27 protein-coding genes, 3 tRNA genes and 1 pseudogene are annotated in these 22,506 nt (G+C 69.4%); 11 read left to right on the top strand and 20 right to left on the bottom strand.

Annotated elements, in window-relative coordinates:
• Nucleotides 1-417 precede the first annotated feature (417 nt).
• The 4 genes from DJ74_RS01970 to mvk form a co-directional block, all read right to left on the bottom strand.
• Nucleotides 418-759: a hypothetical protein gene (locus tag DJ74_RS01970; protein ID WP_094526133.1), complete on the bottom strand. Its 342-nt coding sequence runs from the start codon at nucleotides 757-759 to the stop codon at nucleotides 418-420.
• A complete protein-coding gene (locus DJ74_RS01965) occupies nucleotides 756-1,811 on the bottom strand; it encodes an Mrp/NBP35 family ATP-binding protein (protein WP_094526132.1) in 1,056 nt (351 codons plus the stop codon). The genes DJ74_RS01970 and DJ74_RS01965 overlap by 4 nt, the downstream gene beginning before the upstream one ends.
• A 45-nt stretch (nucleotides 1,812-1,856) precedes the next feature.
• A complete protein-coding gene (locus DJ74_RS01960; protein ID WP_254921555.1) occupies nucleotides 1,857-2,600 on the bottom strand; it encodes an isopentenyl phosphate kinase in 744 nt (247 codons plus the stop codon).
• Between the two features lie 77 nt (nucleotides 2,601-2,677).
• Nucleotides 2,678-3,730 carry a mevalonate kinase gene (gene mvk / locus DJ74_RS01955; protein WP_094523904.1) on the bottom strand — a complete coding sequence of 351 codons (1,053 nt, stop codon included), beginning with the start codon at nucleotides 3,728-3,730 and terminating at the stop codon, nucleotides 2,678-2,680.
• A gap of 127 nt (nucleotides 3,731-3,857) precedes the next feature.
• On the opposite strand from mvk, the gene DJ74_RS01950 reads away from it, so the two are divergent.
• The gene (locus tag DJ74_RS01950; protein ID WP_094526131.1) at nucleotides 3,858-4,406 is read left to right on the top strand and encodes a mechanosensitive ion channel domain-containing protein; all 549 of its coding nucleotides are present in this window, start codon (nucleotides 3,858-3,860) and stop codon (nucleotides 4,404-4,406) included.
• 64 nt (nucleotides 4,407-4,470) lie between these two features.
• Nucleotides 4,471-4,821, top strand: coding sequence for a DUF4870 domain-containing protein (locus DJ74_RS01945; RefSeq protein WP_094526130.1), 351 nt, complete (start codon nucleotides 4,471-4,473; stop codon nucleotides 4,819-4,821).
• Between the two features lie 99 nt (nucleotides 4,822-4,920).
• Here DJ74_RS01945 and rpsB read toward each other — a convergent pair whose 3' ends face one another.
• The 13 genes from rpsB to DJ74_RS01880 all read right to left on the bottom strand — a co-directional run bounded on the left by rpsB (nucleotide 4,921) and on the right by DJ74_RS01880 (nucleotide 11,141).
• Nucleotides 4,921-5,712 (bottom strand): 30S ribosomal protein S2, encoded by a 792-nt coding sequence (gene rpsB / locus DJ74_RS01940; RefSeq protein WP_094523907.1) that lies wholly within the window; start codon nucleotides 5,710-5,712, stop codon nucleotides 4,921-4,923.
• A 16-nt stretch (nucleotides 5,713-5,728) separates the two neighbouring features.
• Nucleotides 5,729-6,931 carry a phosphopyruvate hydratase gene (gene eno / locus DJ74_RS01935; RefSeq protein ID WP_094523908.1) on the bottom strand — a complete coding sequence of 401 codons (1,203 nt, stop codon included), beginning with the start codon at nucleotides 6,929-6,931 and terminating at the stop codon, nucleotides 5,729-5,731.
• Nucleotides 6,931-7,110 (bottom strand): DNA-directed RNA polymerase subunit K, encoded by a 180-nt coding sequence (locus DJ74_RS01930; protein ID WP_094523909.1) that lies wholly within the window; start codon nucleotides 7,108-7,110, stop codon nucleotides 6,931-6,933. The genes eno and DJ74_RS01930 overlap by 1 nt, the downstream gene beginning before the upstream one ends.
• 2 nt (nucleotides 7,111-7,112) lie before the next feature.
• Nucleotides 7,113-7,307, bottom strand: a complete 195-nt coding sequence (locus tag DJ74_RS01925; protein ID WP_094523910.1) for a DNA-directed RNA polymerase subunit N — start codon at nucleotides 7,305-7,307, stop codon at nucleotides 7,113-7,115.
• A 12-nt stretch (nucleotides 7,308-7,319) separates the two neighbouring features.
• Nucleotides 7,320-7,718, bottom strand: coding sequence for a 30S ribosomal protein S9 (locus tag DJ74_RS01920; RefSeq protein ID WP_094523911.1), 399 nt, complete (start codon nucleotides 7,716-7,718; stop codon nucleotides 7,320-7,322).
• Nucleotides 7,712-8,161: a 50S ribosomal protein L13 gene (locus DJ74_RS01915; protein WP_094523912.1), complete on the bottom strand. Its 450-nt coding sequence runs from the start codon at nucleotides 8,159-8,161 to the stop codon at nucleotides 7,712-7,714. The genes DJ74_RS01920 and DJ74_RS01915 overlap by 7 nt, the downstream gene beginning before the upstream one ends.
• Nucleotides 8,158-8,511 carry a 50S ribosomal protein L18e gene (locus DJ74_RS01910; RefSeq protein WP_094523913.1) on the bottom strand — a complete coding sequence of 118 codons (354 nt, stop codon included), beginning with the start codon at nucleotides 8,509-8,511 and terminating at the stop codon, nucleotides 8,158-8,160. Before DJ74_RS01910 ends, DJ74_RS01915 begins: the two co-directional genes overlap by 4 nt.
• A gap of 39 nt (nucleotides 8,512-8,550) precedes the next feature.
• Nucleotides 8,551-8,635: transfer RNA gene (locus DJ74_RS01905), tRNA-Leu, on the bottom strand.
• A gap of 167 nt (nucleotides 8,636-8,802) precedes the next feature.
• Complete coding sequence (locus DJ74_RS01900) at nucleotides 8,803-9,555, bottom strand: DNA-directed RNA polymerase subunit D (RefSeq protein ID WP_094523914.1); 753 nt, start codon at nucleotides 9,553-9,555, stop codon at nucleotides 8,803-8,805.
• Between the two features lies 1 nt (nucleotide 9,556).
• Entirely contained in the window at nucleotides 9,557-9,946 is a 390-nt protein-coding gene (locus DJ74_RS01895) for a 30S ribosomal protein S11 (protein ID WP_004046448.1), read from the bottom strand.
• Between the two features lie 6 nt (nucleotides 9,947-9,952).
• Complete coding sequence (locus DJ74_RS01890; RefSeq protein WP_094523915.1) at nucleotides 9,953-10,480, bottom strand: 30S ribosomal protein S4; 528 nt, start codon at nucleotides 10,478-10,480, stop codon at nucleotides 9,953-9,955.
• A complete protein-coding gene (locus DJ74_RS01885) occupies nucleotides 10,477-10,998 on the bottom strand; it encodes a 30S ribosomal protein S13 (RefSeq protein ID WP_094523916.1) in 522 nt (173 codons plus the stop codon). The genes DJ74_RS01890 and DJ74_RS01885 overlap by 4 nt, the downstream gene beginning before the upstream one ends.
• Nucleotides 10,999-11,055: 57 nt before the next feature.
• Nucleotides 11,056-11,141, bottom strand: a tRNA-Ser gene (locus tag DJ74_RS01880).
• 340 nt (nucleotides 11,142-11,481) lie between these two features.
• Here DJ74_RS01880 and DJ74_RS01875 point away from each other — a divergent pair.
• The 6 genes from DJ74_RS01875 to DJ74_RS01850 all read left to right on the top strand — a co-directional run bounded on the left by DJ74_RS01875 (nucleotide 11,482) and on the right by DJ74_RS01850 (nucleotide 15,986).
• Nucleotides 11,482-12,522: a zinc-binding dehydrogenase gene (locus DJ74_RS01875; protein ID WP_094526129.1), complete on the top strand. Its 1,041-nt coding sequence runs from the start codon at nucleotides 11,482-11,484 to the stop codon at nucleotides 12,520-12,522.
• Entirely contained in the window at nucleotides 12,512-12,877 is a 366-nt protein-coding gene (locus DJ74_RS01870; RefSeq protein WP_094526128.1) for a hypothetical protein, read from the top strand. The genes DJ74_RS01875 and DJ74_RS01870 overlap by 11 nt, the downstream gene beginning before the upstream one ends.
• 117 nt (nucleotides 12,878-12,994) lie before the next feature.
• Nucleotides 12,995-13,573: a (d)CMP kinase gene (gene cmk / locus DJ74_RS01865; protein ID WP_094526127.1), complete on the top strand. Its 579-nt coding sequence runs from the start codon at nucleotides 12,995-12,997 to the stop codon at nucleotides 13,571-13,573.
• Nucleotides 13,574-13,597: 24 nt separating this feature from the next.
• The gene (locus DJ74_RS01860) at nucleotides 13,598-14,563 is read left to right on the top strand and encodes an RNA-guided pseudouridylation complex pseudouridine synthase subunit Cbf5 (protein ID WP_094526126.1); all 966 of its coding nucleotides are present in this window, start codon (nucleotides 13,598-13,600) and stop codon (nucleotides 14,561-14,563) included.
• Nucleotides 14,564-14,585: 22 nt separating this feature from the next.
• Nucleotides 14,586-15,869 (top strand): succinylglutamate desuccinylase/aspartoacylase family protein, encoded by a 1,284-nt coding sequence (locus tag DJ74_RS01855; protein WP_094526125.1) that lies wholly within the window; start codon nucleotides 14,586-14,588, stop codon nucleotides 15,867-15,869.
• Nucleotides 15,870-15,915: 46 nt separating this feature from the next.
• Nucleotides 15,916-15,986, top strand: a tRNA-Pro gene (locus tag DJ74_RS01850).
• Nucleotides 15,987-16,035: 49 nt separating this feature from the next.
• On the opposite strand, the pseudogene DJ74_RS01845 reads toward DJ74_RS01850, so the two are convergent.
• Nucleotides 16,036-16,638 (bottom strand): annotated as a pseudogene (locus DJ74_RS01845) (DsbA family protein); the annotation flags it as partial.
• A 91-nt stretch (nucleotides 16,639-16,729) separates the two neighbouring features.
• Complete coding sequence (locus DJ74_RS01840) at nucleotides 16,730-17,566, bottom strand: alpha/beta fold hydrolase (protein ID WP_094526124.1); 837 nt, start codon at nucleotides 17,564-17,566, stop codon at nucleotides 16,730-16,732.
• Between the two features lie 112 nt (nucleotides 17,567-17,678).
• On the opposite strand from DJ74_RS01840, the gene DJ74_RS01835 reads away from it, so the two are divergent.
• On the top strand, nucleotides 17,679-18,314 hold the full coding sequence (locus DJ74_RS01835) for an IS6 family transposase (RefSeq protein ID WP_094526123.1): 636 nt from the start codon (nucleotides 17,679-17,681) through the stop codon (nucleotides 18,312-18,314).
• Between the two features lie 130 nt (nucleotides 18,315-18,444).
• A complete protein-coding gene (locus DJ74_RS01830; RefSeq protein ID WP_094526122.1) occupies nucleotides 18,445-19,971 on the top strand; it encodes a replication factor C large subunit in 1,527 nt (508 codons plus the stop codon).
• Nucleotides 19,972-19,994: 23 nt separating this feature from the next.
• On the opposite strand, the gene DJ74_RS01825 is transcribed toward DJ74_RS01830, so the two are convergent.
• Nucleotides 19,995-21,098, bottom strand: a complete 1,104-nt coding sequence (locus DJ74_RS01825; RefSeq protein ID WP_094526121.1) for a HAMP domain-containing sensor histidine kinase — start codon at nucleotides 21,096-21,098, stop codon at nucleotides 19,995-19,997.
• 309 nt (nucleotides 21,099-21,407) lie between these two features.
• Between DJ74_RS01825 and DJ74_RS01820 the strand changes: the two genes are divergently transcribed.
• Entirely contained in the window at nucleotides 21,408-22,502 is a 1,095-nt protein-coding gene (locus tag DJ74_RS01820) for an alcohol dehydrogenase catalytic domain-containing protein (RefSeq protein ID WP_094526120.1), read from the top strand.
• Nucleotides 22,503-22,506: the final 4 nt, after the last annotated feature.

Raw genomic sequence — 22,506 nt, 5'->3', positions numbered from 1 at the left:
GCGAAGCGTTCTGATGACGACGTAAGCACTGGAGGGAGTGAGCGAAGCGAACGACCGAAGCGCGTGGTTCGAGACGCCTCCGGCGTCTCGTCATCGCCGGAAATCAGAGATTTCCGGCTAGCAGTCAGAACGCAGAGCGTTCTGACGACATCACGAAAGGCGCTCCGCGCCTTTCGAACGACAACGAGCGTGCGCCGTCCTCGCGGCTGAGGCTTTGGAGGTGTTCACCGTTGATCCAGTATCAACCGTGTACCGCCGAGTGGCTGAGAATTTCGAGGTTTTCTGCGACAGTCCGGAGTCAATCGTTTATAATCGAGCGGTTGATGATTCGGAGGTCTTCACCACGGCACCCGTAGCTTCCATTTATAAACGATCGACTAAAACCTCTCAGTCGACCGCTCCACTGTCAACTGCCTCCTATCGCTCGATTCCGCCCTGCTCTTTGATCCGCATGATGTGCCGGACGTTCAGGTAGATCTCCTCCGGGGAGGTCTGCTCTTCCGAATCGTACAGGTCCGACACGCGGTAGAGGATCGCCGAGAGCTGCTTGCTCTCTGAGCTGTCGCCGCGTACGTCGGCCGCGACCTCGCGGAGGAACGCGCGGACCTCGTCGTCGTCGGGGAACGCCTCGTCCGCCGCGTCGGCGACCGGGTCCGGGACGACCGGGTCGACGCCGGCGGCGTCGAGGGGGTCGGCGGGGTCGCCGCCCGCCGCGTCCCGTTCCCCGTCGCCGTCCGACTCGCTCCGTTCCCCGCTCATCGCCCTTCGCTCACCCCGCGTCGGCGCACGACGCCGGCGTTGTTCGCGACGTTCTCCACGATCACGCGGAACGCGTCGGCGGTCTCGCCCTCGCCGAGTACCACCGGCTCGCCCTCGTCGCCCCCGGTCCGGACCGCGGGGTCGAGCGGGACGCCGCCTAGGAAGGGGAGCTCGTGCTCCTGCGCCAGCGCCTTCCCGCCGCCGGAGCCGAAGATCTCGTGGAAGCCCCCGCAGTCGGGACAGCGGAACCCGGCCATGTTCTCGGCGATTCCGAGCACGTTCGTGTCGTGTTTGCCGAACATCCGGAGGCCTTTCACCGCGTCGTCGAGCGCGACCTCCTGCGGCGTCGTGACGATCACGGCGCCCGTCAGCGGGAGCGTCTGGAGGATCGTGAGCTGGGTGTCGCCCGTCCCCGGCGGCAGGTCCAACACGACGTAGTCGAGCTCGCCCCACTCCACGTCCTCGACGAGCTGGGTGATGATCTTGTGGACCATCGGCCCGCGCCAGATGACGGGGTCGTCCTCGCCGGTGAGGAAGTCCATGCTCATCAGCTTCACGCCGAAGCGCTCGGGCGGAACGATCGTCTCCCCGTCGGTCTGCGGGCGCTCCTCGGCCGACACCATCCGCGGGACGTTCGGCCCGTACACGTCGGCGTCGAAGAGCCCGACGCGCGCGCCGAGCTCCGAGAGCCCCGCGGCGACGTTCACGGCCATCGTCGACTTGCCGACGCCGCCCTTCCCGGAGGCGACCGCGATCACGTTCTTCACGCCCGGAAGAACCTGCTCGTCCGCGTCCAGTTCGTCCGGGATCGACGCCGAGAGATCCACCTCGAACCCCGTGTCGGCGAGCGCGTCCCGGACGTCCTCGGCGATCGCCGACTCATGCGGCGAGAAGGGAGCGCCGAGCGCCAGCGACACGTGGACCGTGCCGCCGGCCCCGTCCGCCTCGGTCTCGACGGCCACGTCGTTCACGAGACCGAGCGAGACGATGTCGTCCCCGAGGTCGGGGTCCTCCACGCCCGCGAGCCGCTCCCGCACGTCCGCTTCGTTCATGCCCGGAGGGAGGGCGGTGGGGCGAATAAGGGTTCTGTCACCCGATCAGTCGACCCGCGTGCCGGCGTCCTCGCCGCGCAGAAACGGCGACAGCCCGTCGGCGCCGAACACGTACGCCGGCGCGTCGAGCGCCAAGAGCTCCCGCACCTTCGCCGCCATACCTCCGGAGACGTCGGTCGCGTCGCTCGCCCCGAGCGCGTCGGCGACCGCCTCGAAAGAGTCGATCGCGGGGATCACGTCGCCGTCGTCGTCGAGGACGCCTGGAACGGTCGAGCAGACGCCGACCCGTCGCGCGCCGAGCCCCGAAGCGAGCTCGACCACCAGCTCGTCGCCGGAGACGACGGTGACCCCCTCACCGGCGGTCGCGACGCCGTCGCCGTGAAGCACCGGGACGAACCCCTCGCCGAGCAGCGTCGCGGTCGAGCCGAGCGGCAGGTCGAGGTCGCCCTCGACCCCCTCTGGGCGGGCCGAGAGCGACAGCGGGTGGACCGGCACCGCGGGCACGTCGCGGTCGCGGAGCCGGTCGAGGACCGCCCCGTTTAGCGTCTTCATCGCGCCGTGGACTTCGGCCACCGCCGCCGGATCGCGGGTCCCCTCGCTCGTCGACACGCCGTGCTCGCTGGCGCGGTGGTGGCCGAAGCTCCCGCCGCCGTGGACGACGACGAGCCGGTCGACCGCCCCGTCGGCGAGGGCGTCGGCGACCGCGTCGCAGGCGGCCGCGAGCGCGTCGTCGTCGAGCGTCTCGGGCCGGTCCTTCTCAGTGATCAGGCTCCCGCCCAGCTTGAGCACGACGGGAGGCGCGGCGCCGTCGGAGACGCCGGCGGCGACGTCTCTTCCGTCCGCCTCGGTCGCCTCGCGGTCTGCGGTCACGGCTCCACCACACGAACGCCCTCGGTCGCCAACTCCGCGCGGAACGCGTCCTCGCAGCCCTGCGTGAACGAGAGCGCCGTCTCGGTAGCGTCGCTCTCGTCGAGCGCGACGATGCAGCCGCCGCCGCCCGCGCCCGTGAGCTTCGCCCCGTGCGCGCCCGCGTTCCGGGCGGCCCACACCATCGAGTCGAGCGACCGCGCCGAGACGCCGAGCGCGGAGAGCAGGCCGTGATTGAAGTCCATCAGCTCGCCGAGCTCCGCGAGCAGCTCCGCCGGCGGCTCGGCGTCGCCGGTCGGCTCCGAGCCGGAGCCGGGCGCGCCCTCGGCGACGGCGTCTGCCAGTAGCGCCTCACCGGTCCGGACGACGTCGCCGATCGACTCGACGGTGTCGGCGGCGAAGCCGTACTCCTCGCGGAGCTCGCCGACGCCGGCCACGAGCTCGCCGGTGTCGCCGGCGCCGCCGTCGAAGCCGACGACGAACGGGAGGTTCGGCGCCTCGATCGGCTCGCAGTCGTCGCCCTCGACGCGGACCGCGCCGCCCATCGTCGAGCAGAAGGTGTCGGCGCGGGAGGCCTGCCCGTCCTGCACCTCGTGCTCGGCGCGGTACGCGCGGTCGGCCAGCTCGCGGCGGTCGATCGGCTCCCCGAGCGCCCGCGTCGCGGCGTCGATGCCGGCGACGACGACGGCCGCGGAGGAGCCGAGCCCCGCCCCGAGCGGGATGTCGCTCTCGACCGTGATGTCGAAGCCGGCGTCCGGCGCGTCGGCCGCGTCCCGGGCCTGCCGCACCGCGGCGTCGACGTACCCCATCGCGGCCTCGACCAGCGGCGTCGGCACGTCGACGTCGGGGTGGTCGCCGGTGCCGCCGGAGTACTCCACCGTGAACCCGTTTAGCGAGAGGTCCTCGGCCTCGACGCGGACGTGGTCGTCCGACCGCGGTTCGGCGGTCACCGCGGCGCGTCGCTCGATCGCGGCCGGCACGGCCGGCTCGCCGTAGACGACGGCGTGTTCGCCGAAGAGGTACACCTTCCCCGGCGCTTCACAGACGGTCATACGAATCCCCTCTCTCCGGGGGCATACAGGCGTTGCGTTTGTCGGGTCGGCGTCCGGGCCCGCGGAGGCGAGACGGCGGGAGCCCCCTCCCGCCAGCTTTTCAGCATCGGCCCCCGTCGCGTTCGTCATGGCGCAGATACCGTCGCTGCTCGCGCGGTCGGTCACGAACTTCGTCGACGGCGTGGCCGTCGCGATTCCGCGGCTGCTGTCGGGACTGATCTTCCTCGCGCTGGCGTACGCGACGGTGCGGGTCGTCCTCTCGCTCGTCCGGACCTCGATCGATCGGATCTACGTCGGTGACCGCGAGCTCGTCGGCGACCTCATCACCACGCTCGTGGCGGTCTTCCTGTGGTTCGGCGTCGCGCTGACGTTCCTGAAGGTCGTCGGCATGGGGGATATCGCGGCGAGCCTCGGCACCGCCGTCGGCTTCATCGCGCTCGGCGTCTCCTACGCGCTCTCCGAGATGATCGAGGACACCGTCGCCGGCGTCTATCTCCTCCGCGACCCCGACTTCAACGTGGGATACCGCGTCGAAGCGAAGGGCGTGACCGGAACGGTCGCGGCCATCGAGCTCCGGAAGACCCGGATCGACACGGACGACGGTGACCGGATCGTGATGGCCAACCGGGAGGTAGAGCCGCGCTGGACCCACGACGTGCCCGACGGGGAGCAGTAGTTTCGCGGTCCGGGCGAAGGATATTCACCCAATACTTATCAATTCTGTCTGAGATATCTGCGGTATGTCATCCCAAGTAGATGCGAGCGCCGAGGAAACGGTCGACGGAGACACGACACTCGCCGCGCTTTCGCACGCGTCGGCGCTGGTCGCCTCGTTCTTGGGGCCGCTGCTGTTCTTAGTGCTCGCGGACGACGACGACGAACTCGTCAAGCAGAACGCGAAGAACTCGCTTAACTTCCAGATCGTCGTCTTCATCGCGATGATCGTCTCGGGGCTGTTGACGGTCGTGCTCGTCGGCTTCCTGCTCCTCCCGTTGATCGGACTGCTCGACCTCGTGTTGGTCATTATGGCCACGCTGAAGGCCAACGAAGGGCAGGTGTACTCGTACCCGTACACGCCGAACATCGTCTGAGGACCGCGAAACCCCTCTTTTACCGCGATAGCAACGGAGAAAGCGACGGCTCTGCGCTTTCGAAACGTCTTAAAAGTCGAACTCGACGTCGAAGACCGGTTACAGCTCGTCCTCGAAGTCGTCGAGGGCGAAGACGGTGTCGGCGCCGCGGCGGTCGAGCGTCTCGTTGGCGAGCAGCCAATAGACGACCGACAGCGCGCGTCGACCCTTGTTGTTCGTCGGGATGACGAGGTCGACGTTCGACAGCTGGTTGTTGGAGTCGCACATCGCGATGACCGGGATGCCGACGGTGATGGCCTCCTTGACGGCCTGCGCGTCGCCGATCGGGTCGGTCACCACGACGACGTCCGGTTCGATGTAGCCGGCGTAGTCGGGGTTCGTCAGCGTGCCGGGGATGAAGCGTCCCGTGCGGGCGCGGGCGCCGATGGCGTCCGCGAACTTCTCGGCCGGGAACCGGCCGTACTGCCGCGAGGACGTGACGAGGATCTGCTCCGGGTCGTAGTTGGAGAGGAAGTCCGCCGCGGTGCGGATCCGTTGGTCCGTCGTGCTCACGTCGAGCACGTACAACCCGTCGTCGCGGACGCGGTGGATGAACCGCTCCATGTCCTTCGTCTTCTGCTGGGTCCCGATGTGGACACCGGCGGAGAGGTAGTCCTCGACGGGGATCAGCAGGTCGACGTCGTCGTCGGGCATGACGTCGTCGTCGAACGGGGAGGCCTCCTCCTCGTCCGCCTCGTCGCCCTCGTCGGTCTCGGCGTCGGCGGGTGCCCCGTCGGCAGCCGCGTCGGCGGTCGGTTCCTCGGTCGTGTCGGCCTCCTCCTCGACCGCCGCGTCGACCGCCTCGGTCTCCGCGTCGTCGTCGAGTTCGACCGCGTCGTTGTCTTCGCTCATGCGTGGTGTGGGCCCGTCATACCGCGTCGTCCGCGATGCGGACCAGTTCGTTCAGCTTGGCGGTTCGCTCGCCGCCGACCGTGCCGGTCTTGATGAACCCGGCGTCGGTCGCCACGGCGAGGTGTGCGATGGTCGTGTCTTCCGTCTCGCCCGAGCGGTGGGAGATGACGGTCTCGTACCCGTTGCGGGCGGCGAGCTCGACCGCGTCGAACGCGTCCGACAGCGTCCCGATCTGGTTCGGCTTGATCAGGATGCTGTTGGCCGCGCCCGCGTCGATCCCCTCCTGGAGGCGCTCGACGTTGGTGACGAACAGGTCGTCGCCGCAGATCAGCGTCCGGTCGCCGACCCGGTCGGTCAGCTCCGCGAACGCCTCGTAGTCGTTCTCGTCGAGGGGGTCCTCGACGTACGCGAGGTCGTACTCGTCGACGAGGCCGGCGACGTACTCGACCTGCTCGTCGGTCGACTTGGTCTCGTCGCCGTACACGTACGCCTCGGAGTCGTCGTCGTACAGCTCGGCGGCGGCCATGTCGAGGCCGAAGCGGATCTCGAAGCCCACCTCGTCCTCGACCAGTTCGACCGCCTCTTCGACGACCTCGAACGCCTCCGCGTCCGAGATCGGGGGCGCCCACGCGCCCTCGTCGCCCTTCGCCGCGGGCACGCCGCGCTCGTCGAGCACGTCCGCGACCGCCGCGTGGACCGCGGCGTTCGCGAAGACGGCCTCCGAGACGCTCGGCGCGCCGACGGGGGCCGCGAGGAACTCCTGGATGTGGGTCGCCTCCTTGGCGTGCTCCCCGCCGCCGACGACGTTGCCGAGCGGGACCGGGAAGTTGCCGCCGCGGAACGCGCCCCCGAGGTGCTGGTACAGCGGCGCACCGAGCACGTCGGCGGCGGCCTTCGCGGTCGCCATCGAGATCGCGACGGCGCTGTTGGCGCCGATCGCGGAGAAGTCGTCCGTGCCGTCGGCCGCGCGGAGCGCGGCGTCGACGGCGCGCTGGTCGCCCGCGTACAGCCCCTCGAGACGGGGGACAGCGTGTTCGCGGGCCTTCGCGATCGACTCGCTCGCGGGGAGCTCGATCGCCTCGTACTCGCCGGTGGACGCCCCGCTGGGCGCCGCGCCGCGGCCGAAGCCGCCGGACTCGGTGAGCACGTCGGCCTCGACCGTGGCGTTCCCGCGGGAGTCGAGCACGCGACGCAGCGAGACGCTGGTGATGCGGGTCATCAGTTGGACTCCCTCCGGACCGTGAACGGGAGCACGCCCGCGTCGTACTCCTCCGCGGCGACGAGGATGGGCTCCGTCTGGTCCGTGTCGATCAGCACGGGCGCCCCGTACGACACCTGCAGCGCTCGCGCGCCGAGGATGCGTGCCTTCTCGTATCGATTGTATCGCTGTGTTGACATTGTTACTGGTACGGGGAGACGACGTCGACGAGGTCGCGATGGCTGACCATCATCCGGCGGCAGCAGTGCCGGTCGACCCCGAGCTCGTCGAGCACGTCGCCCGGGTCCTCTTCGCCCTCGCGGGCGCGCTCCTTGAACTCCTCCCAGTGTTCACCGATGACGTTGCCGCACGTGAAACACCGGACGGGAATCATCATGACTGGATCACCTCAGCGGTAGGACTTCTGGTAGCGGGCACGCGCGCCGGGTCCGCCCCACTTCTTGGGTTCGGACTGGCGCACGTCGTTGACCAGCAGCGTGCGGTCGAAGCTCATGTACGCGTCGCGCAGCTCGGCGTCGCCGAGGTGCTGGACGAGACCGCGCGCGATGGCGGTCCGCGTCGCGTCGGCCTGGCCGCTGAAGCCGCCGCCCTCGACGTTGATGTCGATGTCGACGCCGTCGCGGAGCTCCTCGCCCGCGATGCGGAACGGCTCCAGCATCTTGAGCCGCGCCTGTTCCGGTTCCACCAGCTCGACTGGCTGGGAGTTGATACGAACGCGACCCTCGCCGTCGCGCACGGTGGCGCGGGCGACGGCCGTCTTCTTCTTGCCTGAGGTGTTAGTTACCATGTGACGTTGGCTCCCAGAGACTCGGAGATCTCCCCGAGCGTCGTGAACTTGATGTTCGAGAGGCGGTCGAGCGAGGTGCCGTCGAGGACGACGGTCTCGGCGTCCTCGTCGCGCTCGTAGGGGTTGCCCACGTAGACGCGGACGTTCGAGAACGCCTCGCGGCCGTCCTCCGTCTTGTACGGCAGCATGCCGCGGATGGCGCGCTTGAAGATCCGGTCGGGGCGCTTGGGGTAGTACGGCCCGCTGTCGGAGCCGAGCTCCGCGCGGGTGTGGTACGTCTCCATCGTCGCCTCTTCGTTGCCGGTGATGACCGCGTGTTCGGCGTTGACGACGGCGACCGTCTCGCCGTCGAGGACGCGCTGGGCGACCTTCGACGAGACGCGGCCGAGGATGCAGTCGCGGGCGTCGACGACGACGTCCGCGTCTATCTTCGCGAGACTCATCGGATCACCCGGACGTCGCTCCCTTCGGGGTTCTGTTGTACGAACTGTTCTAGCGACACCGCTTCGCCGGCCTGATCGATCTTCGTGCGGGCGGTGCCCGAGAAGTCGACGGCGGCGACGGTGACGTTCTTTTCGAGCACACCGCTGCCCAGCACCTTGCCGGGGACGACGACCGTCTCGTCTTCCTGAGCGTACCGTTCGATGCGGCCCAGGTTGACCTCAGCGTGCGTGCGCCGTGGCTTCTCCAGTCGGTCGGCGACGTCCTGCCACACGTTGGCACCGGAGTCGCGCGAGACCGACTTCAGATCGGCGATGAGGTTCTGTAGTTTCGGATTCGTCTTGCTACTCATAGCTGTCCCTCCTGAAGTGGAGAGTTAGTGAAAACGGAGTGCAGGGAGCAGGATTTGAACCTGCGGACCTCTACAGGACAGCGCCCTGAACGCTGCGCCGTTGGCCTGACTTGGCTATCCCTGCGTGCACTCCTGCGTAACCCGGCTCCCTTCAAACCACTTTCGGTCCCGCCGTCGGAACGACCCGACTCGAGTCCGAGGCGATCCGACGCGGCGTCGGATCGGGCAGCGGCGCCGCGGCTCCGTGCAGGGGCGAGCGCCGGCCGCGTGGTCTGAAGGTCCGTCATTACGTTAGACCGCGACTTTCGTCTGTAGTTCGTCCGCGCGCTCCTCGATGGAGTCGATCGCGCGGAGCAGCAGTTCCTCGACGCTGAACGACCCGTCCGTCTCGATGTGGAAGACGAACGCGCCGGGGACGTCCTCGATCGCGACCTCCTTGCCGGGGAACCGCTCCGAGAGGTCGTTGTCGAACTCGTCGGTGAGCTCTATCGAACCGTCGGGCGCCTCGATGACGCCGCGGAGGATCCGCGGCTCGTCGTCGTCGAACTCGCCGAGGTCGCCCTCGACCGAGACGCGCTGGAGGTGGCGATAGCCGACGGAGACGCCGCCCTGGTGTTTGGCGTGCTCCTTGCCGGTGTTCAGCACCGCGTCCGCCTCGAACTCCAGCCGCTGTCCCTCCTTCAGCTCGATGATCGGCACGTTCTCGTCGGCGACTCCGACGAGCGGGTCCGCGCTCTCGATGTCGCCGGAGTACGCCGTCCCCGGTCCCTCGACGTCGAGCGCGAGGGTGACCTCGTCGCCGACCTCGAAGTCGTCGAGCGGCGTCGTCAGGGGCACCAGCCCCAGCCGAAGCCCGATCATCTCGTCGAACATGACGGAGGAGTTCTCGACGAACCGGACGGTGTCGATCGAGAACGTCGGGACGTCGGCGATCATCGCGCGGCGGATGCCGTTCGCGAACGCCGGGGTGAGCCCGCGGATAAGCACCCGCGCGCTGCGTTCGTCCCGTTCGACGTACTGGACGTCGAAGTCGTCTTCCGTCATGTCAGACTCGCTTGTTCTTTGGCGCCTTCGTCCCGTCGTGCGGGATGGGCGTAACGTCCTCGATCCGGCCGATCTCGACGCCTGCTCGCGAGAGCGCGCGGATCGTCGCCTGCGCACCGGGACCGGTGGACTTGTTGAGGTTGCCGCCGGGGCCGCGCACGCGAACGTGCACGCCCTCCAAGCCGGCGTCCTTGACGCGCTCGGCGACGACCTCCGCCATCTGCATGGCGGCGTACGGCGACGCCTCGTCGCGGTTCTGCTTCACCACGGTTCCGCCGGACGACTTGGCGATCGTCTCGGCGCCCGTCTCGTCGGTGACCGTGATGAGCGTGTTGTTGAACGACGCGTACACGTGGGCGATGCCCCACTTTCCGTCCTCGGATTCACTCATGGTTGGTTACTCCTGTGACTCCGCGCGCTCGGGGTGGAGATCGTCCGCGAGCGGGCTCGTCTCGTCGAAGGCGATGGCGCCTTCGTCGTCCACGTCGACCTTCACCGAGGGACGCGTGACGCGAGCGCCGTTGACGGTGATGTGGCCGTGGACGATGAACTGGCGGGCCTGCTGCGTCGAGGACGCGAACCCCTGCCGGTAGGCGACCGTCTGGAGACGGCGCTCGAGCAGGTCGGTCACGTCCAGCGAGAGGACCGCGGAGATGTCGTCGTTGTCGCTGAGGATACCGATGCGGCGGAGTCGCGCAACGAACTCCGCACCGGCATCCTGGGCGACGTCGACGTCACCCTGGGCCTCGCCGAGCAGGCGACGCGCCTCGCGTCGCATGCTGCGCAGCTCGGACTGGGCGCGCCAGAACTCCTCTTTGTTCTTCAGGCCGTACCGCGAGAGGAGGTCGGACTCCTCGGCGATGCGCTCGCCCTGGTACGGGTGATTCGGCGTCTCGTAGCCCTTCGTGTTCTTACCGGTGCTCATTCCTCGTCACCCGCTTCGTCTTCCGCCATCTCCTCGCGGATCTCCTCGACGTTGACGCCGATGGTGCCCTCGGACCGACCCGTGGACTTCGTGCGCTGGCCGCGTACCTTCTGGCCGCGCTTGTGGCGAACGCCCTTGTACGATTCGATGACTTTCATCCGGTTGATGTCGTGACGGCGCTTCTCCTGGACGTCGGTGCCGACCAGGTGCGTCGTCTCTCCGGAGTAGAAGTCGTTCTGTCTGTTCGTCATCCACGACGGGACGTGGTCTTCGAGGTTCTCGGCGATGTCGACCACCGCGTCGATGTCGCCCTCGTCGAGGAGACCGAACGTGGCGTTGCGATCCACGTCGGCCTTCTCGGCGACCAGCCGCGCCGTGCGCGTGCCGATGCCGTCGAGTTCGGACAGGCTTCGCTCGACCGTCTTCGTCCCGTCGAGGTCCGCGCCCCCGATCCGGACGAAGTACTGGAGGTCTTCCTCCTCCTCCGGCGAGTCGTCCTGTGATTCTTCCGTGCTCATGTGTTGGTTGTGGTGAGCCCTACCGGCGCGAATCCGGCGGTGCTCGGTCCGTTCGAGCGTTGCGGCGGGGATTCGAACCCCGGAGGCAGTGACGCCACAGAGTTAGCAACCCTGCGCCTTGGGCCAGGCTTGGCTACCGCAACTCGCGTCGTATCGTCGCCCTCGTGGACTCGGGACCCGGCGCCCCTGCAGTTCGTGCATCCGTACGGTCCCGCCTTCGCTACTTAAACATCACGGAAGGGCGGAGCGAATGCGCCCGGTTCGCACGGGTGTGAGAGGGTATCACGGTGGAACGGGGAGTCGCCGAGTCTGTCGCGGTCGGGCGGCTCCTTCCGGTCGCGACCGTGCGGCACCGTCCGGTGGAGATTGTGCGGCACCGTCCGGTGGAGATTGTGCGGCACCGTCCGGTGGAGGTCGTCGACCGCGCGCCCCGGGGGTTCCGTTTGGCGTACTGTTTAGTGGATGCCGCGGGTGCATCGACGCATGAAGGCCGTCCAGTTCGGTTCCCACGGCGACCGCGACGTGATCGAGTACGGCGAGTTCCCCGACCCGGAGCCCGACCGCGGCGAGGTCGTCGTCGACGTCAAGGCGGGCGCGCTCAATCACCTCGACATCTGGACCCGTCGCGGCCTGCCCGGTGTCGACCTGGAGATGCCCCACATTCCCGGCAGCGACGCGGCCGGCGTCGTCGAGGCGGTCGGCGAGGGCGTGACGCGGTTCGAGCCCGGCGACCGCGTCGCCGTGAGCGCCGGCGTCTCCTGCGGCGAGTGCGAGTTCTGCCGCCACGGTGAGGAGTCGCTGTGCCCCTCGTTCCACATCATCGGGGAGCACGTCCGGGGCGTCCACGCCGAGAAGGCGACCGTCCCGAGCGAGAACCTGGTCCCCGTCCCCTCGGGCGTCGACTGGGAGGTCGCCGGCTCCGCCTCGCTCGTCTTCCAGACCGCCTGGCGGATGCTCCAGACCCGCGCGGACATCGAGGCGGGAGAGAAGGTGCTCGTGCTCGGCGCCTCAGGGGGCGTCGGCCACGCCGCGGTCCAGATCGCCGACCACGCGGGCTGTGAGGTGTTCGCGACCGCCTCCAGCGAGGAGAAGCTCTCGCACGCCGAGGCGTGCGGCGCCGATCACGTCATCGACTACGAGGCGAACAACTTCGCCGAGGAGATCGCGGAGCTCACCGGCCGCCGGGGCGTCGACGTCGTCGTCGACCACGTCGGCGAGGCGACCTACCCGAACTCCCTGAAGTCGATGGCGAAGGGCGGCCGGCTGGTCACCTGCGGGGCGACGACCGGACCGAACCCCGACGCGGGGCTCAACCGCATCTTCTGGAACCAGCTCTCCGTCATCGGGTCGACGATGGCGACGCCCGGCGAGGTCGACGACGTCCTCGAACTCGTCTGGGACGGCACCTTCGAGCCGGCCGTCCGCGAGACGCTCCCGATGAGCGAGGCCGCGCGCGCCCACGAGATGATAGAGAACCGTGAGGGCTTTGGCAAAGTAGTGATTAAACCGGACAGTGAGCTCTGAGACCGACGCGGACGGGAGCACGGGCGGCTACGTCCACGTCCCCGACTCCGAGACCGACGGCGAGAGCGACGGCGCCGTCGGCACCGCCGACCCCGCCGCGTCGGAACCGGGCGCGGACGGTCCGGGGACCGACGAGCCGACCGCCGACGGCTTCGGCCGACGGGGATGGGCGCTGACAGCCGTGCTGTTCACCTGCGTCCTCGTCATCCCCGGCGTCATCTACCTCTACCCGTACGCCGCGGGCTGGTTCGGGCTCCCATTCTTCGCGACGTACCTCGCGCTCCCGCTCGTCCCCGCGGTCCTGCTCGGGCTGGTCGCCGTCTGGTCGATGACCGCGGCGACGCGAGACCGGTAGCGATCGCCGACACCCGCCGCGGAACCGACGGCGCGACAGGCCGCAACCGACGGCGCACCGGCCCGCCGGCGAGCGCCGAACGACAACCGTTTTGAACGACACCCGCGCAGTAGCGATATGTTGATCACCGTCTCCGGCCCGCCGGGCAGCGGGAAGAGCACGAACGCCGTGGGACTCGCCGATCGGCTCGGCCTGGAGCACGTGTCCGGCGGCGACATCTTCCGCGAGATGGCGGCCGACCGCGACATGACGCCGGTCGAGTTCAACGAGTTCGCGGAGGAGGACCCGCAGTTCGACCGCAAGCTCGACCGGCGCCTCCGGGAGATCGCGACGACCCGCGACGAGTTGGTCCTGGAGTCGCGGCTCGCCGGGTGGCTCGCCGCCGATCACGCCGACTTCCGGTTCTGGTTCGACGCCCCGCTCTCGGTCCGCGCCGAGCGGATCGCCGACCGGGAGTCGAAGCCCGTCGACCGCGCGAGGACCGAGACGAGGCGTCGCGAGGACTCCGAACGCAAACGGTACGGGGAGTTCTACGGCATCGACATCGACGACCTCTCCATCTACGACGCCGCGTACAACACCGCCCGCTGGAGCCCCGACAGCTTCCTCGACGTGCTCGTCGCCACCGTCGAGGCGTACGACCCCGATGACGACGAGGGGAAGGCGCCCATCGAGGGCGTGACCTACGACTTCTGAGCCGCGACCGCACGCAATCTCCCAATGACCGACACAGCCGACGACACACCCGATCCCGCGGACGACCCCCTTCGGGCACCGCCCGGCGAGCGCACGGTGCCCGAGCTGCTCCGATTCGGCGTCGTCAACGTCGACAAACCCGCAGGCCCGTCTTCCCACCAGCTCTCGGCGTGGGTGCGCGACGCGATCAACGACGCCCTCGCCGCGCTCGATCCCGAGGGCGAGCCGATCGACGGCGTCGCCCACGCCGGCACCCTCGACCCGAAGGTCACCGGCTGTCTGCCGACGCTCACCGGCGACGCGACGAGGGCGGCGCAGGTCTTCTTGGAGGGGACGAAAGAGTACGTCGCCGTCCTCGAGCTCCACGGGTCGCCCCCGAGCGACTTCCGCGAGGTCGTCGGCGAGTTCGAGGCGCAGATCTACCAGAAGCCGCCGCGGAAGAGCGCCGTGACCCGCCGGCTCAGGACTCGAACGATCCACGACCTCGACGTCCTCGAAGTCCGGGACCGGCAGGCGCTCCTCCGGATCCGGTGTGAGTCGGGGACGTACGTCCGGAAGCTGTGTCACGACGTCGGCCTCGCGACGGGAGTGGGCGCCCACATGGGCCACCTCCGCCGGACCGCCACCGACCCGTTCGACGACGGCGACCTCCACGCGCTCCAGGACCTCGTCGACGGCCTCGCGTGGGCTCGCGAGGGCGACGAGTCGCTGCTCCGCGAAGTCGTCCGGCCGGCGGAGGACGCCCTGGTCCACCTCCCGTCGGTGACGGTCGCGCCGTCGGCCGCGCGGAACGTCGCCACCGGCGCGCCGGTGTACGCGCCCGGAGTTATCGGAGGGGACGAGAGCGCGGTTTCGACGGGCGAACGCGGCGACCCGCCGCTCGTCGCGTGCCACACGCCCGACGGCGTCGCGGTCTGTCTCGGCCGGCTCGTCGGCGACCCCGACGCCGAGTCCGGCGTCGTCGTCTCGCTGGAACGCGTGCTTTTATAATCGCGCCGTCGCGGGTCGGGGTATGGACGAGAGCGAAGGGAGCGGGCCCGACGGCGACGTTTCCGAGGACGGCGACTCCGGCGAGCGCGGCGGTCGATCGGTCTCCCTCGGCACCGCGAGCGCCGCCCCGGGCGAGGTAGCCCGCGGGTGGTTCGAGGTCGCGGAGCTGCCGACGGGCGCCGCCGAGCGGCTCCCGGTCGTCGTCGCGAACGGGTCGGGAGACGGGCCCGTGCTGTGGCTCACCGGCGGCGTCCACGGCGACGAGGCGACCGGCGTCGCCGTCGTGCAGGACGCCATCGCGACGCTCGCAGAGGACGCCCTCGCGGCGCTCGCCGGCGCGGTCGTCGCGGTACCGGTCGTCTCGCCCGCCGGTCTCAGACGGAACTCGCGCCACACGTACTACGACGACGAGGACCCGAACCGTCACTTCCCGGACGCCGACGCGGAGTCCGCGCGGCCGCCGAAGCTACAGGAGCGGATCGACGCCAGGCTGTACGCCGCGATCACGGGCGAGACGGTCGAGGGCGCCGTCGAGGGTTCGGCGAGCGCGGGCCGCGACGGGTCGGACCGCGAGCCGGTCGACCCCCCGGTCGCGGAGCCCGCGGGAACGGGCGTCGTCGCCGACGCCCTGATCGACTGTCACACCGCGGGCGTCGCCAGCGAACCGTTCGCGATCCGCGACCGCGTGCTGTACGGGGAGCGCCGCAGCGAGGACGACGCGGTCGCGCTCTCGGACGAGCTCGGGCGGCTCGTCGACGCCTTCGGCTTCCCGACGCTGCGCGAGTACCCGGCCGCGGAGTACGTCGAGGAGAACCTGCAGCGCTCGACCGCGGGCGCCGTGCTCAACGAGGCCGGAATCCCGGCGTTCACCGCGGAACTCGGCGCGCACAGCGTCGTCGACGACGCGCTCGTCGAGGCCGGCGTCGCGGGGGTGTTCGCGGTCGCGGTCGAGATGGGGATCCTCGCGGCCGAGGACGTTCCGGACTCCGTGGGGAGGCCGATCGACCGCCCCACCCCCGCGCCGGTCGAGTTCCCGGTCCGTCGCTTCCGCGGCCCGACGACCGACGTCTCCGGACTGATCCGTCACCGCGTCGCCGCGGGCGACGCGTTCGCCGAGGGCGACGTCCTCGCCGACGTGGTCTCGGCGACCGGTCGGAGCCGCGGGACCGTCCGCGCCGACCGCGACGGATACGTACTCGGTCGCGCCGAGGGGCTGGCGGTCTACGAGGGCGACCCGATCGGCAACCTCGCGGTGCGTGACGACGGCGACCTCGTGGTCGCGCGCGAGGACGACGACGACGAGTGAAGCGAAGTCCTTAATTACCGCACTCTCATTTCTCCGCGTGCAGACAGGGACCGTGGGGTAGTGGTATCCTATGCGGATGGGGTCCGTATGACCTGAGTTCGACTCTCAGCGGTCCCACTTCGACTTCTCAAACAGTTATCGGCGCCGCTGTCGCCGAGAGGCCCTCTCAGACCCCTTCCACGAGCCGGTCCAGCTGTTCGGGCGGCACCGCGCCCCGGGCCGTGCGTCCGTCGTACCTGAACGTCGGGACGCCGGAGACCGCCGCGTCCCGCGCGTCGGAGAAGTCGCTCCGGAGCCGGTCGCGCCGCTCCTCGTCGGCGATCGCGGTCCGTATTTCGTCGGCGTCCAGCCCCGCGTCCTCGGCGAGGTCGGCCAGCACGTCGGCGTCGCCGATGTCCCGTCCGTCTACCCAGAGCGCCTCGAATATCGCCTCATCGAAGTCGGGCCACCGGTCCCGGCGCTCCTCGCTCACGTACAGCGAGGCGACCTGCGCGTCGAACGAGTCCACGCGCTCGGGGAGGTCGTCGAGGTCGAGCATCGCCTCGGCGTCGTACCGATCTCGGAGGCGGTCCACGTCCCGTCGGACCCGCTCGAAGTACTCGTCGTCTTTCCCGTCGTCGATCGAGTGGATGACCTCGCCATCGGGACCGCGCTTGTGCCCCCGGCGGTCGTACGGGTGCCAGTCGATATCGAGATCGCGCTCCCGCGTCTCCCGGTACGCCGCCAAGGACCGGCGGCCGAGGTAGCAGAACGGGCAGACGTAATCCGACTAGATCGTGACGACGGCCTCGTCCGAACTCATTACCGCGGGCGGTCGGGTGCCGACTGAATTCCGGTACCGGAGGGTCCGACCGGACCCGTTACGACAGGAAGTCGGTCAGGTGCTCGGTGAACGCCGCGGGCCGGTCCTCCGGGGCCCAGTGGTTGGCCTCGAGGCCGACGAGTTCGCAGGAGTCGATATCGGCTTCGAGCCGCTCGGCCCACTCGATCGGCTGGAACTCGTCTTCCGTCCCCCACAACAGGAGCGTGTCGGCGGTCACGTCTCGGGGGTCGATCTCCGTCGTGTGGCTGGTGTTCGTCGCGCTCGCGTTGCGGACGACGCTCGTGACGCCCTCCTCGCTGGCCCACGGCGCCGTCATTCCCTCGAGGAACGCCTCGTCGTGGTCGTCGCCGAGGAGCGTGTCCCGAAACAGCGCGTCGAGCATCCCCTGCAGCTCCTCAACGCTCGTCTCCCGTGCCGTCTCGGGGAGGCCGAGGTCGGTGATCGTCCCGATCGGCCACGAGTCGTAGGCGACGGAGTTCGACAGCACCAGCCGGTCGACGGCGTCCGGGGTCCGCACCGCGTAGCGCAGCCCGACGCCGCCGCCGAGGTCGTGGCCGACGAAGTCGATCGCGTCGAACCCGAGTTCGTCGACGAGCCCGCGGACTGCGAGCTCTTGGGCGCGGATCGACCGGTCGAACCCGTCGCGCATCGCCGACCCGCCGTAGCCGATCATGTCCGGTGCGATCGCGCGCCGCTCGGTCGCGATCGCCTCGAACTGGTCGCGGAAGAGGTACGAGTTCGTCGGGATCCCGTGGAGGAACACGACCGGATCCCCCGTCCCCTCGTCTCGGTACGCCATCTCGACCTCATGGTCGTCGACCGCGACGGTCGTCCGCTCCTGTGCGTCCGTCCAGTCGGCGTACGTCGTCGTCATCGCGGTTTCACCTCCGTGGAGGTTCGGCCCAATGGGAAAAATGCGTGGTGCGTAGTAGCCATCGTGTTCAGATAAGGATGAATAGTGAGGCGGTGTGTTTTCTGAGTGGTTCATGCCCGAAAACACACGCCTCAGCGGGAGTATCGACCAGATCAACTTAGAGTTTGTTGAACGAGAAGCGACACCGAGATTGCTGATGAAGCTCGGTATTCAGCTCCATCTCGCTGGCCTCTCACTTTCGAATACCGTCTCGGTTATTGATATATTCGGTGTCGAACGTGCTCGATCAACCGTTCATAATTGGGTTCACAAGGCCGATCTACAGCCCGAAGCTGGTCGGTGTCCGGATCACGTCGCGGTTGACGAGACTGTGATCCGACTCAACGACGAGCAATATTGGCTGTATGCTGCCGTCGATCCTGAAACAAACGAATTGCTCCATAAAAAGCTTGAGCCGACAACAACGAAGGTTCTCGCACAGTCGTTTCTGACCGAACTCTCCGAGAAACACGACGTCTCCGACGCCGTGTTTCTCATCGATGGATCGCACTCGCTACAAGACGCGTGTCAGCGCCACGGCTTCGATTTCAGATACGAGAAACATGAAAATCGGAACGCCGTTGAACGTGTGTTCAGAGAGGTAAAACGGCGAACTGTCTGTTTCTCAAACTGTTTCAGCAACGCCGAAGCAGAAACCGCCGACGACTGGCTCAGATCGTTCAGCTTCGCATGGAATCAGCTTATCTGAACACGAGGGTAGTAGCAGCGATACGCACAACCGGGCGGAGCGCGAGCGGGGACGCCGTCGCCCCGGGGAAGCGCCCACCGCCTCCCACCGCTCCGGAACCACTAAACGCCGCACCGACCTACCGCGGGTAATGGCTGATTGGACGGAGAAGTACCGCCCGAGCACCCTCTCGGAGGTCCGCGGCAACGACAAGGCCCGTGACGCGTTCGCGGAGTGGGCTCGCTCGTGGGACGACCACCGCGAGGCCGTCGTGCTCCACGGGAGCCCGGGCGTCGGGAAGACGAGCGCGGCCCACGCGCTGGCGAGCGACATGGGCTGGGAGACGGTCGAACTGAACGCCTCGGACCAGCGCACCGCCGACGTCATCGAGCGCTTCGCGGGGCGGGCCGCCCGCAACGCCACCCTCGGCGGGAGCGCGGCCGGCGGCGGCGCGACCGGCGGGGACACGGCCTCCCGCCAGCTCGTCATCCTCGACGAGGCCGACAACATCCACGGCAACTACGACCGCGGCGGCGCCTCGGCGATCACGAAGCTCGTCAAGGAGTCGGGCCAGCCGATCGTCCTCATCGCCAACGACTACTACGACATGGCGCGCGGGCTGCGCGACGCCACTCAAGAGATCGAGTTCCGCGACGTCTCCGCGCGCTCCATCGTCCCCGTCCTCCGCGACGTCTGTCGCAAGGAGGGAATCGAGTTCGAGTCCGACGCGCTCGAGCGGATCGCCGAGCGGAACCTCGGCGACCTCCGCGGCGCGATCAACGACCTGCAGGCGGCCACGGAGGGGCGGGACTCGATCGCGATCGAAGACGTGGTCACCGGGGACCGCGACAAGGCGCTCGGGCTGTTCCCGTTCCTCGACGCGGTCCTCAAAGAGGAGTCGGCGGAGGAGGCGCTGCAGTCGGCGTACGCCGTCGACGAGACCCCCGACGACCTCACGAAGTGGATCGAGAACAACGTCCTCGACGTGTACGAGCCGTCGGAGGCGGTCCGGGCGTACGACTTCCTCGCGAACGCCGACGTGTGGCTGGGTCGCGTGCGCGCCACGCAGAACTACACCTACTGGCGCTACGCGACCGACAACGCGGCCGCCGGGGTCGCCGCCGCCCGCGACGGGGAGAAGGGCGGGTGGACCCGCTACGGTCGCCCGCAGTTCTGGAGCTCCTCGGACGCGACCGCCGACGAGGTGGTCGGACAGATCGCGGCCGCCAGCGGCTGCAGTATCGCCACCGCTCGCCGCGAGGTGCTCCCCTTCTTGCAGACGGTCACGCACCACTGCAAGCCGCGCGAGCTGACGGTCGCGATGGCGGCGGCCTACGACCTCGACGAGGCGGGCGTCGCCTTCGTCACCGGCTCCGGCGAGTCGACCAACAAGGTCGCGTCGATCGTCGAGGACGCGCAGGCGCTCCGCGAGGATCGGATGGAGGACCACGCCGAAGGCGCGTTCGCCGGCGGCGCGCGGGCGGCGGAGGCCGACGACGCCGACGCGGGGGCCGCCGGCGCCGCCGCCGCCGAAGGGCCGGCCCCCGGCGCGAGCGGCGGGACCACTGACGACGCGGCCGGGGGCGACCCAGTCGACGCCGGCGACGCCGGCGACGCGGACGGCGGCGACGGAGACGAAGAGGACGACGGACAGGCCGGACTGAGCGACTTCTTCTGAGCACGCCGTCGCCGCTCGCGGCGCTACGTCGGCGGCGAGCCGCCCGGTTCGGTGGCGACGCTCTCCCGGTCCGACTCCGTCGAGTCGACCTCTTCGACGCTCTCGACGCCCGCGAACTCGAACCGCGCCCCGCCCGCTCGGCCCTCGGTCACGGACACCGACCAGCCGTGGGCCTCCGCGATCCGTTCGACGATCGCGAGCCCGAACCCGGTGCCGTCGTCAGCCGTCGTGTGGCCGGGCTCGAAGACGGACTCGCGCTCCGAGGGGTCGATTCCGGGGCCGTCGTCCGCGACGTAGAACCCGTCCGAGAGAACCCCGACGAGGACTCGGAGCGACCCTCCCGCGGGTTCTGCGCTCCCGCTCGTCGCGTCGCCGACGTCCGCGTCGCCCTCGCCGGACACCTCGCCGGGCGAGCAGTCGTCGGACGCCCCGTGTTCGATCGCGTTGCGGAAGAGGTTCTCCAACGCCTGTCGGAGTCGGCTCCGGTCGCACTCGACCGTCGGAAGCGGGTCCTCGACGACGAGCGCGGCCTCGGGGCCGGCTCCGACCGTCCGCCACGCGGCGTCCACGACCGCCCGGAGGTCGACCGTCGCGGTCTCCTCGACGGTGTCTCCCTCGCGGGCGAGCGCCAGGAGGTCGGAGATGAGGTCGTCCATCCAGTCCAGCGCGTCGTGGGCTCGGTCGAGTCGCTCGTCGGCCGCCTCGCCCTCGAACTCCTTCGCCAGTTCGACGTTCCCGACGGCGACCGAGAGCGGGTTCCGGAGGTCGTGAGAGACGACGCTGGCGAACTCCTCCAAGCGCTCGCGCTGTCGCTCCAGCCGGCGGCGACGCTCGTCTCCCTCGCCGGCGGGGAGGAGGTAGCCGACGACGTCGCCGTCCCCGTCGCGGCGTCCGCACTCCCGGACCCACAGGGGGCCGTCGCCGGTCGCGAGGCGGTATGTGACGTCGACGTCCCCGCCGTCGAGCGCCGACCGGAGGCGCTGACGGTCCGCCTCGGCCGTCGCCTCCAACCAGTCGGTCCGTGGGAGGGCGTCGAGGTCCAGCCGCGGCTCGCCGCCGGCTTCGACGACGAATCGGTCCGGATCGCCGTTGGGGCGTCGATAGGCGACGCCCGGTCGGCGCTCCATCGGTAGTGACACGTTTCGATCGCTATCGTATAGGATATTAAACCTTACTTAACTATCAGTTGTCTGACTGTCGGTATCAATCTCGGTTCGTATGAAATCAAGGCGTAACGTGGCGAAAATAGCATTTTACCCCGATTTATTGACATCCGCAGCAAGCAGATCGGACTTTTATATCAAGTAGAAAATGCGTGTCTGACGGTGTAAATCGGGGGTATCCGGAGCTATCCGAGCCGACCCGAGGCGCCGCCCCCGGTTCGGGGCTATCCGAGGCCGGGAGGGTTTACCACGCTCCGTCTCCTCTCGACGGCTATGCGCGCGGCGATCCTTCGCGAGTACGGCGAACCGCTGGCGGTCCGCGAGGTGCCCGCCCCCGAACCCGGGCCGGACGAGGCGGTGGTCCGCGTGGCGGCCTGCGGCGTCTGTCGGAGCGACTGGCACGCCTGGATGGGCCACGGCGAGTGGGCCGACGACCGCGTCCCGCGCGGCCAAGTGCTCGGCCACGAACCCGCGGGCGAGGTGGTCGCAGTCGGATCGTCCGTCGACCGCTTCGAGCCCGGCGACCGCGTCGTCGTCCCCTTCTCGCTCGGCGACGCCACCTGCCCGTACTGCCGCCGGGGCGCCGGCAACGTCTGCGCCGACGGGCGGGCGCTCGGCTTCGAGGCGGCCGCGCCGGGCTCGTTCGCGGAGCGGGTCGCCGTCCCCGCCGCCGACTACAACCTCGTCGAGCGCCCCCCGTGGCTCGACGCGACCGCCGCGGCCGCGCTCGGCTGCCGGTACATGACCGCCTACCACGCGCTCGCCGAACGGGCGGGGTTGTCCGGCGGCGACGCCCTCGCGGTCCACGGCTGCGGCGGGGTCGGGCTCTCAGCGGTCCAGATCGGCGACGCCCTCGGCGCCCGCGTCGTCGCCGTCGACGTCGACGACGACGCGCTCTCGCTCGCGAGCGACATCGGCGCCGACGCCCTCGTGAACGCGGCCGACGCTCCCGACGCCCCCGACGCCGAGGCCGACGACTCCGTCCCGGACCGGGTCAGGGACCTCACTGACGGCGGCGCCGACGTCTCCGTCGACGCGCTCGGGATCGCCGAGACCTGCCGCAACTCGGTCCGCTCCGTTCGGCCCCGCGGGACCCACGTCCAGGTGGGACTGACCACCGAGGCCGAGCGCGGCGAGGTGTCGCTCCCGACCGACTGGATGACCCGCTGGGAGGTGTCGTTCGTCGGTTCTCGTGGCATGCCGCCGACGAGCTACGACGACCTGTTCGCGCTCGTCGAGGCGACCGATGTCGACCCCGGCGCGCTCGTGAGCGACGAGATCGCGCTCTCTGCGGTCTCGGACCGGCTCGCCGCGCTCGGCGAGTACGACGTGCACGGCGTCGAGGTCGTCACCGACTTCGAGGGGTAGGCCG

It is taken from the genome of Halorubrum sp. Ea8, from assembly GCF_002252925.1.
In the GTDB taxonomy this organism is placed as follows: Archaea; Halobacteriota; Halobacteria; order Halobacteriales; family Haloferacaceae; genus Halorubrum.
Note: the sequence above shows the minus strand (reverse complement) of the source record. Positions and strands in the feature narration are given on the sequence as shown.